This is a genomic window from Paenibacillus sp. GbtcB18, assembly GCF_019091125.1.
Lineage (GTDB): Bacteria > Bacillota > Bacilli > Paenibacillales > NBRC-103111 > Paenibacillus_F > Paenibacillus_F chitinolyticus.
Map to the genome: position 1 here is coordinate 976,035 of NZ_JAGXJX010000001.1, position 15,204 is coordinate 991,238.

The window sequence follows — 15,204 nt, forward strand, 5'->3', positions numbered from 1 at the left end:
GCGTACTTCACGAAGGGGTAAGCATGGGGCATAATAGGACATGTTACATGTAAAGCTTACTCAACAGGAGGTCATCCAAGAATGACTAGACATCTGCAAGATACAACTACCCTGCACAACGGAGTTAAAATGCCTTGGCTCGGTCTCGGCGTTTTTAAAGTAGAGGAAGGCCCTGAATTGGTAGAAGCCGTTAAAACGGCTATCAAAAACGGGTACCGGAGTATAGATACGGCCGCCGTATACGGCAACGAGGAAGGGGTCGGCCAAGGAATCAGGGAAGGTCTGGCCGAAACGGGTCTTTCCCGGGAAGATCTTTTCGTCACTTCGAAAGTCTGGAATGCGGACCAAGGATACGAGTCTACTCTTCAGGCGTTGGAAGTCAGTCTGCGGAAGCTCGGCCTTGACTACCTCGATTTGTACCTGATCCACTGGCCGGTCCAAGGGAAATACAAAGACACGTGGCGCGCCCTCGAAGCCATTTACGAGTCGGGCAAAGCCCGGTCTATCGGAGTCAGCAACTTCCATGTCCATCATTTGCAGGACCTTCTGCAGGATGCGAAGATCAAGCCGATGGTCGACCAGGTCGAATTTCATCCGTGCTTGACCCAGGAAGAACTGCGGGCTTACTGCCGCGAACAGGGAATCCAGTTTGAAGCGTGGTCTCCGCTGATGCAGGGCGAGCTGCTGGATAACGCGGTTCTGAAGGGCATTGCGGACCGTCACGGCAAATCCGTCGCGCAAATTATTTTGAGATGGGATCTGCAAAACGGCGTGGTCACAATCCCGAAATCAACGAAAGAGCACCGGATTATCGAAAACGCAAGCGTGTTCGATTTCGAGCTGACGGCAGATGAGATGAGCCGGATCAGCGCCTTGAACGAAAACAGAAGAGTCGGTCCGGACCCGGACAACTTTGATTTCTAAGCATAAATTTTGCTCGAAAATCCGAGCGGATCAGCGCGTCCCGATGCTTTGCCGTCCGGCTTATGCACCGGGAGCGAGACGCTGTGCGATTCCTAAAAGCCGTCCTTGGACGGCTTTTTTGCTGTTTCGGCTCCCGGGGAGCAATTTTTAGGTTCTATTAAGTTGTTTTTAAGATTCAAAGCGGATAATCAAGGAAAAACCCCGGAGGAAGCTATGTCTATACGCATGCGGCTTACTTTGTTATACTCGGGTATTCTTTCCGCTACCTTGCTGCTGTTTGGCATCGTCTTGTACAGCTTTCTGCAGATTTATTTTATTAATGACCTTAAAGATTCGCTCCGAGAGCAGACGGATGTGCTGCAGGAGAGCGTCACCTATAAGCTGAAGGTGGATCCGCTGGGCTCTGATCTGGACATTCAGCTCGATCATGTCGATACTGTCCAATCGGGCATGTACCTGCAGCTCGTCAATTTGATTAACGGCGATAAGGCGAGGACACGGAATTTGGGCCAAGTGGAACTGCCTTTCTCCAAAGATGCCGCCGGTAACAACAAGGAGGGCTACTACATCACGGAAGAGGTCCAGCAGACGCCGTTTCTCATCTACAATCAGCCGCTGCTGTTGAACGGGAAGCTCGTGGGTATCCTACAATCCGCCTATAATATCGGCCTGATCGATAAATTTCTGTCCATCCTCCGGCTTGTGCTGATTCTGCTTTCGCTGGTGGTCGTCTGCACGGCTTCGTTCATGGGTTGGCTCTCCTCCAAGCGGGCGCTGAAGCCCGTATACGCCTTGATTGAGGCGACCCGCCAAATTCAGAAAAGCGACGATCTCGGCAACCGGATCGCCGTTAAACAGACGGGAGACGAAGTCAGTCTGCTGGGGACGACCATCAATGGCATGCTGGAACGCATCCAGCACATGTATGGGGAACTGGACAAGTCTTACATGACCCAGCGGAGGTTTGTGGCAGACGCTTCCCACGAATTAAGAACGCCTTTGACGACGATAAGCGGCAATGCGGAATTTTTACAAAAGGCTTGGCTGTCGTTCCGGCAGTCTCCGGAGCAGAGAATAGACAAGGACCAATTGGAGCTTTCAATCGAAGCCATTCACGATATTGCCGACGAGGCGGGCCGGATGGGGAGGCTGGTGCACAATTTGCTGACTTTGGCGCGTGCCGATTCGGGGCTTCATCTGAGAAAAGACAGGCTGAACATAAGCTCCGTCGTCCAGGATGTCATCCGCAAATCCCAGGTGCTTGCGAAATCCGCCGAGTTTCAAGCCGGCCCGCTGGACGGTCTGGAATCTTTGCACGTTGTGGGCGATAGGGATTACCTGCAGCAGCTTTTGTTTATTTTCGTGGAAAATGCATTCAAGTATACCGAAAAAGGCTGTGTGAGGTTCTTCGCAAGGGCGGCGGGAGACCATGCGGAGCTTATTATCGAGGACACCGGAATCGGCATGGACGAATCGGATATTCCGCATATTTTCGACCGGTTTTACCGGGCAGATCCTTCGAGAGGCGAAACGCCGGGGACCGGGCTCGGTTTGTCGATCGCGAAATGGATCCTGGAGGAACATCGCGGCACCGTCGAGATCCGAAGCCGCCGGAGCGAAGGAACCCGTTTTACGATCCGGCTTCCGGTCGTGTCCGCTATCCGTGAGGAAGGAAGAATGCCCGCCTTGAGTGAAGCTGCTTCCGCGGGGATCGACGGATAATCAGCGTTCTAAAAACGGGAAAAGCCGCTGAAGCTTCAGCGGCTTTTTTTGTGCGAGTTGCAAGGAGGGCTGTCATATAATTAATGTCATTAATAAAATTGATTAATGACGTTAATCGAATCGTTGTCTTATCCGGCCATAGACTTACACCAAAGCGTGTCTTGGCCGTCAGAGGTGTAATCGAGGACAACGTCGTCCGGGCAGTTTGCAGCCTCCTCTTTCGCTGCGGAATGAAGGGAGACCGCATAACTTTCCGGGTCGATGCCAAGGGCATTTAAGACACCGGCCGCTTTCTTTTTGCTTGTTCATCGTTTTCCAGCGTCTGCGCATCCGTTGTAGTCAGCTTGTCGGCATTCAGATAGGTAAAACTTCCGATGGACGGCTCGATGGTGAAAGTAACCTCTTTGGGATTGGTTTCGCCCGCACTTCCTTTTTCCGTCAAAATAATCGTAATTTGCCGCCAACCACGCCTTCGGCTTTCTGGGGGAGGGTTACTTCGAATTGCTGCGTTTCGGGATACAGGACGCCGATCCGGCCGGAATCACGATGAGACGACGGGCCGCTTCCGTTTGTGCAGCGAGTCGAGCAGTTCCGGTCCCGCGTGCAGGTTATCGCGGACAAGGTCCCGCGGAGTGAGCGCCATCCATTGGTTAAGCGAGACGTCCGCGAACCGGTCGCTTTTGAACATTTCCAGAAACCAGACGGTCTCTTCACCCGTGTTCTGGATATAGTGGCCGTAGGCGAACGGGACGTACCCGACGTCGCCCGCCCGGTAGTCGAAAGTGCGGGCGGAGCCGTTCCCGCCGAAGACGGTCATCCGCGCCCGGCCGGACAGGTAGTACTGCCATTCGTCCTGGTTGGGATGCCAGTGCAGCTCGCGCATGCCGCCGGGCTTCAGCTCGACCAGGGCGGCGGCAACCGTTACGGAAACGGGGAAGTTGGAAGAATCCACGATCCGCACGCTGCCTCCGGGCATGACCTCCGGCGTTTGCGCCAGAAGCCTGTGCTTGAAGCTTCGGGGAACGGAGCCGTAGGGCGATTCGATTTCCTGGGAGGCAAGAGAGCCGGGAACTTTGTCCTGGAAAATATATACCTGCCCCGACGGAATTTTCCCGAAAGCGGTCTCGCTCACCCCGAAATTAGCTGCGAGAACATCCGGCGGCGTGTGGGCGAACCAGTCCGAGATGGACAAGGTGTTGAGATCGGAGAAGTTCCCGTCGTCGAAGACGAGCAGAAATTCACACCCTGCCTCCAGCCCCTGGATGGAGTGGGGAATACCCGGCGGGAAATACCAGAGGTCGCCTTCGCCCAGATCGTCAATGAAATTGCGGCCTTTCTCGTCCACCGCCGTAATTCTCGCTTTCCCCGTCAGCATGTACGCCCACTCGGCCTGCTGGTGCCAGTGCAGCTCGCGCACACCGCCGGGGGTCAGCCGCATATTGACGCCCGCAAGCGTCTTGGCGACGGGAAGCTCACGGACCGTAACTTCACGGGACCAGCCACCGTGATTGAGCTGCATATGAGCGTCCGAGAACGAAAATTTCATGTTCGGGATCAGACCCGCATCGGTAGCGGGAGGGACCAGCATGTTCGGATTTTCCAGATCGCGCAAAATATCGCGCGGACCGGGGTCGGAGGCTCCCGCACCGTCGGCCCGGATGGGTTGGGGGATTTGTACCCCTTCTTTTACCGGCTTGCTCATGACATCCGCTCCTTTGTTCAGGCAAGGAAGTTCTCGCCAAGCTTATCAAGCCTATACATATGCGGCACCGTTTGTCCGTTAGTTATGTAAAAACGCCTCAGGACTGCCCTATATGGCCGAAGCCGCTTAAGCTGCGGGGTTGCAAAGGAAGCGGAAATTTCCTACAATGAACACAAAACTTCGTTGATAATAATTCTCAATTATAACGACGAAAGGGGGGATCGCTTATGCCATCGTCCATACAAATCCATACGATGCATGATTATTTCGACCGTTTTTCCGAGCATATGGGGGGAGAGATTACCGGCAGCGGCGGGGAGCGGACGCTTCTGCTTTCTCCGAGACTGGGAGAGGGGACTCTGACCCGGATTCCCATTAGAACGGGTATGGAAATTGTCATTTCGGATTTCGAATTAATCCGTGATCTTAAAGTGCAGGTTCACGGGGCTTACAGCCTGTTCGAGCTGAACTATTGTCTGGAAGGGGACATTTACTGCGCCTGGGAAGGAAAAGAGCTGCATACCGGCAGCCTCAGCGGCAATGTCTTTTTTATGGAGAATACGAACGTGTATATGGAGAAAAAAGGCGGCGTCCGCAACCGGACGGTGGAGATCCGGCTGCATCCCGAGCTGCTGCTCCGCTGTGCGAGAGGGCCCGAAGAGACGGAGCAGATCCGTCAGCTGCTTTCGCGCAGCCGGGGCAGGATCGGAAGGTTTACGGATACCCCGCTTATCCGGCAGGGGGTCAGGGATCTTTTGCAGTCCGGACGGCTGGGGAGTATGCGCAGATGGTACGCGGAAAGCAAAGCGATGGAGCTGATCGCGCTGATCAGTCAGCCGGAAGACGGCGTTAAGGAAGCTTCGGGGATCAGCCTGACACCGGACGACCGGAACCGCCTGGCGGAGGCGAGAAGGCAAGTGTTGGACCGGCTGGATAGTCCGCCGTCTATCCCGGAGCTGGCACGGTTGTGCGGAGTCAATGAATACAAGCTGAAAAAAGGCTTCCACACGCTGTTCGGGACGACGGTTTATGAACTGGTACGCAGAGAGCGGATGAAAAGAGCGGCCGAATATATGGACCGGGGCATGAATGTGAGCGAAGCGGCCGTTCAGCTCGGGTACGCGAACATGAGTAATTTCACGGCCGCGTTCCGGAAACAGTTCGGTTTGAATCCGGGACAATACCTCAAACAAGCCAATCAAGAACGAGTCCGGCTGTGAGGCTGGCGGAGGAGGCGTTCGAGCCCGGGCCCCTATCGTCCTTGGCATACTTTCCGAGTAAAGCATGTTGTGCCCTGTTCGGCAATCCGTGTTCGTGTTCGGCCCGCGCAACTCCCTATGTGCGTCTTAACCCGGTACTCGGCGGACCGCTGGCTTAACCCGATTACCCCCTAACGATCCCTTTGCTGCTTGCGGCAAAGGGATTTTTGCCGTACCTGCTCCTTAAACAGGCAAAATTGCTTCGCGGGCAGGTAGCGGGCTTTTCCGGGCTTGAACGATAATGAAAAACGTACGAATGCCGTTCGACCGGGAAAGGAGACAAAGTTTATGAAAAAACGGTTTGTGCTTATTTTTTTGACCGTGCTGGCCGCTATGACTTCAATCGCGACATTTAATCCGATCCTCGGGCTGCTGGCCAGAAGTATGGGGCTGAGTGAAATCCAGACCGGCAGTCTGGTATCGGTAACGGGCTTGTTCTGGATCACGGGGACATTCCTGTGGGCAAAATGGGCGCGAGCGGGCCGGAAGCCGGTGATGATTGGGGCCCTGCTCGGTTATATTGCGACACTGGCGGCGTTTGCCGTCCTATCCGACCTCACCCGCAGCGGGGAAACCGATCCCACCGGGCTCTATATTCAACTGCTCTTCCTGCGGGCGGCCGGAGGCTTCTTCTTCGGAGCGATTCCCGCTATGGCGCAGAACTATCTCATGGAGTGGACGACGGCGGAAAACCGCGCTTCCGGAATGGCGCTGTTCGGAGCGGCGAACGGGCTCGGCTTCGTCCTCGGCCCCGCGCTCGGCGCCCTGCTGACGCCTGTCGGTCTGACGGCGCCGATGTACGCTTCCGCCGTGCTGCTCACACTGACGGCGGCCGCATTCTGGCTGATGATTCCAGGAGGCCAGCCGGCGGTTACCGGTACCCACGCCGGCAAGCTGTCGGCTGCCGACCCGAGAATCTCGCTGTACCTGGCAATCGGGCTGGCCTTGTCCATCGTCATGATTATTCTTCAGGTGACCTGCGGCATTTTCATCCAGGACCGCTTGTCCGTCACCTCACAGGACGCCGCGCGGTACATCGGCCTCGGGCTTTCCTCGGCGGGGGTACTCGTGGTCGTCATCCAGCTGCTGATCGGCCGCTATCTGAAGTGGCCGACGGGCAGGCTTCTGAAGATCGGCCTGTCGTCCCTGTGCGCGGCCTTTCTGCTGTTCTTGTTCTGGCCCGCGATGTACCTGCTTGTTTTCCTCCTGTTCGGCATCGGCATCGGGTTTACGCTCCCCGGTTACATTACGGCGGCATCGCTTGCGGTCACAGAGGAGGAGCAGCCGTCCGTCGCTTCTTTCACGGCGGCGGTACAAGGCGTCGGCTCGTTTGCGGGACCGTTGACGGGAACGCTGCTCTACTCCCTGCACACATCGGTGCCTTATGCCGTCTGTGCGCTGCTGACAGCCGCGTTTGTCCTGGCGGTGGGGGCTCGGACTCGCCGGGGCGCTGTCCGCCAAGCTGCTTCCGCTCCGCCTGACTGGACCCGTTAAAGGTAGGCGCTTAGGCAGCCCTTTCTCCTGCTCCCGCCCTTGCCGCAGCCCGCTGTTAGAAATGCCGCAGCCGGTTATGGTACAATCACGTAGCCGGACGAGACGGCAAATTATACAAGCTGAAATAGAGGTGCTCTATGCCGAATATGATTCTCTTAAACGATCAGGTAAGTCCTGATATCAAAGCGAGTATAGCCGGAACGGAACAATATCCGCAAATTGAGCGGCTGATGGTGGAGACCGCGAAATGGCTGCGGAGCAAAGGATCGACCCAGTGGTCGGGACTGCTGTCGGGCAGTGACGATCACGATATGGCGGGTGCCCTGGAACGCGAAGAGGTAGTTGTGTTCAAAGCAGCGGAAGGCACCCTTCTGGCGTGCGCGATTCTCCAGCAGGAAGCGGAGGACTGGGACCGCAAATTATGGGGGCTGGCCCCCGGGGAGACCGGCACGTCAATTTATCTTCACCGGCTGACCGTTAACCGCGGGCACGCGGGCAGAAACCTGGGCAAAGCGGTGATGAATTGGATCCGACAGGAAATGTCGTTTCCGGGCAAAGACCGGATTCGTCTGGACTGTATCGGCAGCAACGAGACTTTAAACGCCTTTTACAAAACGTGCGGCTACACGTATATCGGCAAGTCGGACGGGTTCAGCCTGTACGAAAACATGCTGCCCGTGCGTTGAATTTTCCGCTTTCGTTCCCGTCCTTCAAAAGAGGCGGGAATTTTTTTTATTTCACGTTCCGGTCTGCCACAAACGAAACCTATTGACAAATGGAAAAAACTTGCTTATTCTGTAGTTGACTGAATTAGTCAATCATAAATCATGGCAGTGAGGACGATTGTTTTTTTTTGAAAGAAAATTGACTGGACTAATCAATCAACGAATAGGAGCGAAAATGATGAATACGTATGATATTGGGAATCGTGAGAAAAGAAGAGCGCTTGTAATCGGCGGGAGCATAGGGGGATTGTTAACCGCAAGAGTACTCGCGGATTTTTATGAAGAGGTGCTTGTGATCGACAAAGACGAATTTCCCGCGGAACCGGCCGACCGTTCCGGAACGCCGCAAGGCTACCATCCTCATCGTTTTACACAGCGCGGGAAGACGATCGTCGAGCGGTTTTTCCCCGGCTACGAGGAGGATCTGCTTAAACTGGGCGCGCTGTCTTCATTGAACAAAACCGTGACGAACATGAACGAATACGGAACGATCAGCGGCCCTTATCTGCGCAATGACCTTAAGTTCAGCAGAGCGCTTCTGGAGTGGGTGATCCGCGAGCGGGTGAAACGCATTCCCCAAGTGTCCTTTCTGCCGGGTCATGAGGCGGTTCAGCTCATGAGCACTCCCGACCGGAAGAAAGTGACGGGCGCAATTATACGTGGAAAGAATAGCGGCGGAGAAGAGACGCTCTGTGAAGCGGATCTCGTTGTCGATACGAGCGGACGGCTATCCAAACTGACCAAGTGGCTGGAATACATGGGGCTGGAAGTGCCCGCCTCCGATTATTTGAACGTGGAGCTCGGTTACAGTACCCGCAGGTATCGGGTGCCGGCCGCTAAGGAGCATCTGCTCAAGGAGTGGGATGTGATTAATATTGCCGGGCAGCCTGCTGCAGGAACGTTTACGGGTGTTTTGTCCTTCATCGAAAATAACGTGGCGGAAATGCTGCTGTACCGTCCGGGTGGGCAATACCCGCCAACGAAAGAAGACGAATACGAAAAAGCGGCCGCGAACCTCCCCGACCCGGTCATCGGTGAAATTCTCGGAGAGCTGGAACCGGCCGCGCCTCCGAGAGGATTCCGCGTGCCTCAGCTCTACCGCCGGCATTTCGAGCAGATGACGGACTGGCCCGCGGGGCTGCTGGTTCTCGGCGACGCCTACTGCATCTACGATCCGATCTTCGGGCAGGGGATGACGGTGGCGGCCATCGAAGCGGAGACCCTAGAGGCCTGCCTGCGGAAGCAGAGTCTGGCGCCGGCGCCTTCTCCCGCGTTCGAACGCAGCGTGCTGCGCGGTCTCCAGGATGTGATTGAGCCAGCCTGGTGGCTGAACTGCGCGGCCGACCTCCGCTGGGAAGGCGTAACGTACTCGGGTGCCGCGCCCCTAAAAGGAATCGAGTTCGGGCGGAAATACATGAATCTCGTGCTGAAATACGCGACCGCGGAGAAGAACATGAAATTTTTCGGGCTGTACTGGGCCGTCAATACGCTCAGCTTGCCTCCGGGTCAACTGTTCCATCCGGACATTGTACGAGAGGTGCTGTCTTCCTCGGAGGAAGGCAGAAGGCTGCTTGACGAGCTTCTTGCGGAAGGCGCCGGTTCCCTGGACGCCGCACTTGAAGAGATTGTCCCGGCGTTTTCCGAAACGGCTTACGAAACAGTCTGAAAGGATGCTATAATTTGGGCATCAGCACGTGAAGTGGAGGATTACAGTGGCACCATTAAACGATGAGCAGTTAAATCAGATACGGGATGAACGCAGAATACAGATTATGGGGGCCGCGCTTCGCGTTTTTGCGAGAAGGGGAATCATCGGCACGAAAATGAGCATGATCGCCGCGGAGGCCGGGATCAGTCACGGTCTGCTCTACCATTACTTTACTTCGAAAGAAGAGTTGTTTACTACACTTGTCCAAGGCGCAATGGAAGCTTCACAAGAAGCGATGAAGGAAGTTTACCGGCTTCCGGGTACACCGCTTGATAAGATCAGGAGTTTAACCGAAGAGATGCTCGATAAGAGCGGTGCGCTTTATTTTTTGCTCATTCATCAGGCGCGGACCTCGGAGGGAGTACCGGATAAAGTAATTCAGCTCATGCGGAATTACTCCTTGGATACGTATGTGGAGGTGCTGATGCCGTTGTTCCGGGAAGGGCAGGATCGGGGCGAGCTGGATGCCGGCGATACGGAGGAAATGATCGCGTCTTATATTTCCGTATTGTCGGGACTTATGGTAGTGACGGCCGACGGGAACGATGACTATCGGATCCCTCCGGTAGATCGCCTGCTAAGGATGATCACGAAACGGTAAGACCGTCACTGTCGCAGTCTGCACTCGTCCAGGGACGGCGAAGTCTCCTGCAGTACCGCTTAAACTGCGGCTGACCGCCAGAGGCGGTGTGTTTTATAAAGGCTCTCGTCCGGGAAAGCGGCGGGAGCTTTTTTACGCGGTCGAGGCTCTTCACAATTAACAGTCAACAAATCATTTACAAATTCTTCAAACAGGCAAAAGAGGAATAGGGCGCCGGACAACCGAATATGTTCGGAGTAAGGAGGCCTTCCTTTTTCAAAAGTTAAAGCGCTTTAACTTATCAGGATTCCAAGGAGGAATGAACTTGCAAACAAAACAACCGGTATCCGTACGTAAACGGGTGAAATCAGGTATGAAAGCTGCTTTAAGCGTCGGTTTGGCGAGCGCGCTTCTGCTGACGTCCGTCTTGCTGCCCGGGAACGCTCTCGCGAACTCGAATCCGGCAGAAGGAGAAGCATACGCAGCGCCGGCGAGCTCCCACGACTCTAACTTTTCTCCGGCTACTCTTCAATTTTTGAAATCGAAGACCGGTCTGGACGGGGAGCAGTGGGACAACATTATGAAACTGGTGAACAAAGCCGAACAAGACTCGCTGAAATGGACCGAGTACTATGGGTATTGTGAAGACATCGACGATGACCGCGGATATACGATCGGTATTTTCGGGGCGACGACAGGGGGGCCCAACGATACAGGTCCGGACGGACCGGCGCTCTTCAAGGAATATGACGCTGTAAAGGGAGCCGCAAACCCTTCCGTGCAAGGGGCGCTTGCCAGAATCGGAGTTAACGGTACGATGAAGGGGTCGATCCTGAAAATTAACGATAGCGAGAAAGTTTTCTGCGGCAAAATTAAAGGTCTGGAGAACGATCCGGCCTGGAGGGAAGCCATGTGGCACACGTTCTATAACGTGTATATCAAATACAGTGTCGAGCAGGCGCGCCAGCGCGGATTTAATTCGGCTCTGACGATCGGATCTTTTGTGGATACGGCTTTGAATCAAGGGGCCGAGGGAGATTCGGGAAGTCTGGGGGGCATTCTGGCCAAATCCGGCAATAGCACGAACGAGAAAACATTTATGACGAACTTCTACGCCAAACGTACGCTGGTAGTGGACACGAACGAATACAACCAGCCTCCCAACGGCAAAAACCGGGTGAAGCAGTGGAGTTCGCTTCTTAACATGGGAGAAACGGATTTGAAAGATGCGGATGCGGCGGTTAAAAAAGTAACGGGCTGGACGATGAAGTAAACGCAAAAAAGCGGCGCATGCGGCCGAGCCTGGAGACAAGGTTCCTTCCGGAACCGGATCTCCGGGCTTTTTACGGTTCAAGCGCCTTGAATTTAGCCCAGCAGGCTCTCATGTTGCCATGCAGAAGCTGGCGGGAACGGGTATGCCGTTCACTTGCGGAGACAGGCGGACAGCCGGCGAAGCGTCAGCAGACGCCGGTTCTATTCAGCCGAAAAATCCGATCAGCATGATCCCGGCGGTTATGACCAGGGAGCTTAGAATCCGCAGGGTACCCTGTTTTTCCTTCAGGACGAAAATACCGAGCAGGGTGGCGAACACGGTTCCGATTTCACGGACGGGCGACACATGAGCGACCGGCGCATAGGCGAGCGCGAGCAAAAACAGCAGGTAGGAGCCGGTATTCAAGACGGCGCCGAGCACAATCCGTTTCCCGTTGAGCTTCCATTCGGAAGCGAGCTTCCGGGACGACAGGACCGCCGGAGTTAATCCGGCCGCGAAGCCGATATTGCTAACCGCCAGCAGGGTAAGCGGGGAAACATGCTGCAAGTTGATTTTATCTACAAGTACGTAGGAAGTCGTGCATAAGCCGACACCCAAGGCCATCAGCACGGGGGCCGGCGAGAATCCTTCTCCACGTGCGGCGGATTTGCGAGTCGGCAGACCGCTCAGCATGACGAAGCCGAGAATCATGCAGAGAAGGCCGATCCAGCCGGGAACGGACAAGGATTCCCCCAGAAAAGCGACGCCGAATGCCGGAATGAGCAGGGTGTTGGTGCCTCTCATGATCGGATACACTTGGGACAAGTCTCCCATCTGATACGTGCGCGACAGCAGCAGTCCGTAGACGGCCTGGAGCACGGCTGAGGCCAGTAGCAGGGCCCAGGCCCCGGTATCAAGCGATGCGCTCCTTAATTCCCCGATGGATGGGGGCAAAAGGACAATGACGGCGATCATGGCGATGGACCATAAAAAAACACTCTTGTTGCGGCTGCTTTTGGCAAACAGGCTCCAGATTGAATGAGTGAGGCCCGAAAGCATGACGAGTAAAAGGGCAAAAAGAATCAAGGTATCATCTCCGTAGTTGTCATCACTCCGGCGAAATTGGTTTTGAATTGTTTTTAGCCGGGTGAAGTTGTGTGTGATATCATGAGGCAATATGATGATTTATGTGGTTTTGTATGTAATTGTAGGCTTGTGTTCTCCATCTGTCAACATGTAAATCAAACGTTGTAATAGCCTGGGTTCTTTTTAGGATTATAGGCGGAAAACATGGATAAGCACTTCTAAATCCTGCGTGTTGCGGAAAGTTGACAGAAGAGAAACCAACTTTTACACTGTATAAAACAACATCATTCAACATAGGAAATGGAACTAATTGTTACCGGAGGCCGTATATGTCCTTAACGTATGAAGACAGAAGGAGCACGATCTTAAAGCAGCTGGACATGGAAGGAAAAGTACAGGTTCACCTGCTTTCCGCAGAATTTAACGTCTCGACGGAAACGGTCCGCAGGGATTTGGATCGTCTGGAGAAAGAAGGCAAGCTGCGCAAAGTGTACGGCGGTGCCGTAAAAGTGAGATCCGACCGGGTCGAGCCGCCGTTTCTTAAGCGCGCGCAGATGATGCAGCGTGAGAAAGCTTCCATCGGCAAACTCGCGGCTTCGCTGATCGGGGAAGGTGAGACCGTCATTTTGGATAACGGGACGACGACGATCGAAATTTTGCGTCATCTCCGGAACCGTCCAGACGTGACGCTGATTACGCATTCCGTGCCGATACTGGCGGCTGCGATGGATACGTTTGCGGGCAAACTCATTTTTGCCGGAGGCGAAATCAACCGGCATTATCAGGCCGCAACCGGCGCTTTGACGGATCAGCTGCTCGATCAGTTTAAGGTGAACAAAGCTTTTATCTCGGTTGGAGGGATATCGCTGGTTGACGGTATTACCGACTATCATTTGGACGAAGCCGTTCTGTCCCGGAAAATTATGCAGCGGGCGGAGGAGTCCATTCTCGTGGCGGACCACACGAAATTCGGCGTGACGACTTTTGCCCGTGTGTCCAAGCTGGAGGAAGTTTCGATGGTAATTACCGATCCGGGGTGCCCGCGGGACTGGATCGACAGTGTGGAAGCGCTCGGAATCGAAATGCGGATAAGCTCATAAGAAGCGGCACGGACGTACTTCGGATCGGGTAACCGTGCCGATCGGAAAAGACAGGAGCGAATAAGCTCCTGTCTTTTTTTGGTCGTTCAGGCGGGTCCCTTCGCCAACGGCTCAAGGCCGGACATCAGCGAACGAGACTACGCAGTCCGGCAAGGGCGGGCGGATTTCCGCCAAGCGGGTGACCGCCCGCCCCTGGGACGCCGGATCGAGCACCGGGATCTCCGCGCGGGTGTGAAATATCAGAGGAACCGCGTGCCTTAGAGTGGTTGTTGTTGACTGCAACGGAGCCCTTATGCGGCTTGCCTCGCCGCTTGCTCCGCTCTTTTCTTCGCCAGAGGGGGAAGAACGAGCAGGTAGTACACGCCTAGAGCCAGTTCGGCCACCCCCACGACATAGAAAATGGACTCGACGGACATGTGCGCCGGAAAGGCGTGGGCGATCCATGCCTGCATAGCCGTGAAGGTCAGCATCATAATCGGCTGAATGAGCGCTTGAACCCGGCCCATCATACGGGCTTCGGTCACCTGGGCGAGCCAGCCGAAGAACGCGACGTTGCACAGCGGGATAGACAACGCGTACAGCAAGTACAGCGCCATGAACGTCACCGTATCCGAGGCCATCGCCTGCAGGAGATGGGTAAAGGCGCCCAGGAAGAAGCTGGCGATGATCATGCCGTACAGCGGGATTTTTCTGGCCAGCCGCACGGAAATGATACTCCCGAGCAGCATGCCCGCACCGAGTACGGCCGTCATCCCGACTTGGAGGGATTCGTAAGTATCCGGGGCCAGCTTGTACTTGAGGCTGAACAGATACATGACGCTGCCGCCTCCGTTTGCCAGCCCGAGAATAAGGATGCCGGCCAGAAGCGAAAGCACGATGGAGTGGTCCCGGACGTAACGGAGACCGCTGACGAAGTCTTGGCCCACTTGTTTGAGTTTGAGCTGCCGCCAGGAAGCGGGCCCGTTAGGCTGACGCACTTCCTGAGGGATATTGCAGCGCATGATCAGCACGGCGGAAATCACAAAGCTGACCATATCGATCGCGACCGATCCGAGGATTCCGTAGTGCCAGTAGCTGACTGCCCCCAGGCCGGTGCCGAGCAGAACGAACGCGCTCATCAGCATCTGATTCATCCCCATTGCCGCAGGCATTTGCGCCGGATCCAGCACGCCCCGCACCAAGGCCGCATTCGCCGGATGAAACATTTTACCGACGGCGCTTCGGATGAACAGGACGGCGAAAACGAGAGGCATCCACCCCCACGCTATTGCGCCTAACAGGAGCAGGCTCAGCCCGGCATTGACGGCATCGCAGCTTACCGCGATTTTTTGCCGGTCGAAACGGTCCGCCGCAACACCGGTTAAGAAGAAGAGAAACAAGGTGGGGAGGGAGTACATCATTTCCGTCAGGGTCGCGTAGGCCGGCTGCGTGCCGAACTTATCCAGCATGTAGAAGGCAAATGCCGTCAGCCCCGTAACCGAGCCGATTTGCGACAGCAGCTGCGCCCCGAAAAGATGGGCATAATTGCGGTTTTTGAACAGGCCGAGCAGAGTATCCATTTGCATGATTCGGGCTCCTCTTATTACCAGGGTGAGTGATGGTTATAAAATAGCATAATTAGTTCAATGAAACAAGAACCAAATTATAAGTCT

13 protein-coding genes are annotated in these 15,204 nt (G+C 55.1%); 9 read left to right on the forward strand and 4 right to left on the reverse strand.

Translation table 11 applies throughout. The features are described from left to right. Positions 1-81 precede the first annotated feature (81 nt). Together KVT34_RS04470 and KVT34_RS04475 are read left to right on the forward strand one after the other, a co-directional pair. Complete coding sequence (locus KVT34_RS04470; protein ID WP_217556887.1) at positions 82-924, forward strand: aldo/keto reductase; 843 nt, start codon at positions 82-84, stop codon at positions 922-924. A gap of 213 nt (positions 925-1,137) precedes the next feature. Continuing rightward, positions 1,138-2,646, forward strand: a complete 1,509-nt coding sequence (locus KVT34_RS04475) for a sensor histidine kinase (protein WP_217556889.1) — start codon at positions 1,138-1,140, stop codon at positions 2,644-2,646. A gap of 274 nt (positions 2,647-2,920) precedes the next feature. On the opposite strand, the gene KVT34_RS04480 is transcribed toward KVT34_RS04475, so the two are convergent. Together KVT34_RS04480 and KVT34_RS04485 are read right to left on the reverse strand one after the other, a co-directional pair. Continuing rightward, complete coding sequence (locus KVT34_RS04480; RefSeq protein WP_217556891.1) at positions 2,921-3,088, reverse strand: hypothetical protein; 168 nt, start codon at positions 3,086-3,088, stop codon at positions 2,921-2,923. A gap of 99 nt (positions 3,089-3,187) precedes the next feature. Beyond that, positions 3,188-4,348 carry an oxalate decarboxylase family bicupin gene (locus tag KVT34_RS04485; RefSeq protein ID WP_217556894.1) on the reverse strand — a complete coding sequence of 387 codons (1,161 nt, stop codon included), beginning with the start codon at positions 4,346-4,348 and terminating at the stop codon, positions 3,188-3,190. A 227-nt stretch (positions 4,349-4,575) separates the two neighbouring features. Here KVT34_RS04485 and KVT34_RS04490 point away from each other — a divergent pair, with 227 nt between their 5' ends. The 6 genes from KVT34_RS04490 (at position 4,576) to KVT34_RS04515 (ending at position 11,387) form a co-directional block, all read left to right on the forward strand. Beyond that, positions 4,576-5,568 carry an AraC family transcriptional regulator gene (locus KVT34_RS04490; protein WP_217556897.1) on the forward strand — a complete coding sequence of 331 codons (993 nt, stop codon included), beginning with the start codon at positions 4,576-4,578 and terminating at the stop codon, positions 5,566-5,568. 327 nt (positions 5,569-5,895) lie between these two features. Then, positions 5,896-7,101, forward strand: coding sequence for an MFS transporter (locus KVT34_RS04495; protein WP_217556898.1), 1,206 nt, complete (start codon positions 5,896-5,898; stop codon positions 7,099-7,101). Positions 7,102-7,238: 137 nt separating this feature from the next. After that, the gene (locus KVT34_RS04500; protein WP_217556900.1) at positions 7,239-7,787 is read left to right on the forward strand and encodes a GNAT family N-acetyltransferase; all 549 of its coding nucleotides are present in this window, start codon (positions 7,239-7,241) and stop codon (positions 7,785-7,787) included. 214 nt (positions 7,788-8,001) lie between these two features. After that, positions 8,002-9,492, forward strand: a complete 1,491-nt coding sequence (locus KVT34_RS04505) for an FAD-dependent oxidoreductase (protein ID WP_217556902.1) — start codon at positions 8,002-8,004, stop codon at positions 9,490-9,492. A gap of 46 nt (positions 9,493-9,538) precedes the next feature. Next, entirely contained in the window at positions 9,539-10,135 is a 597-nt protein-coding gene (locus KVT34_RS04510) for a TetR/AcrR family transcriptional regulator (RefSeq protein ID WP_217556904.1), read from the forward strand. 304 nt (positions 10,136-10,439) lie between these two features. Further along, positions 10,440-11,387: a chitosanase gene (locus tag KVT34_RS04515; RefSeq protein WP_217556906.1), complete on the forward strand. Its 948-nt coding sequence runs from the start codon at positions 10,440-10,442 to the stop codon at positions 11,385-11,387. Between the two features lie 204 nt (positions 11,388-11,591). Here the strand turns inward: KVT34_RS04515 and KVT34_RS04520 are convergent, their stop codons facing one another. Next, complete coding sequence (locus KVT34_RS04520) at positions 11,592-12,452, reverse strand: DMT family transporter (RefSeq protein ID WP_217556909.1); 861 nt, start codon at positions 12,450-12,452, stop codon at positions 11,592-11,594. A gap of 329 nt (positions 12,453-12,781) precedes the next feature. Between KVT34_RS04520 and KVT34_RS04525 the strand changes: the two genes are divergently transcribed. After that, on the forward strand, positions 12,782-13,552 hold the full coding sequence (locus KVT34_RS04525; protein WP_217556911.1) for a DeoR/GlpR family DNA-binding transcription regulator: 771 nt from the start codon (positions 12,782-12,784) through the stop codon (positions 13,550-13,552). A gap of 290 nt (positions 13,553-13,842) precedes the next feature. On the opposite strand, the gene KVT34_RS04530 is transcribed toward KVT34_RS04525, so the two are convergent. After that, positions 13,843-15,117 (reverse strand): MFS transporter, encoded by a 1,275-nt coding sequence (locus KVT34_RS04530; protein ID WP_217556913.1) that lies wholly within the window; start codon positions 15,115-15,117, stop codon positions 13,843-13,845. Positions 15,118-15,204 lie beyond the last annotated feature (87 nt).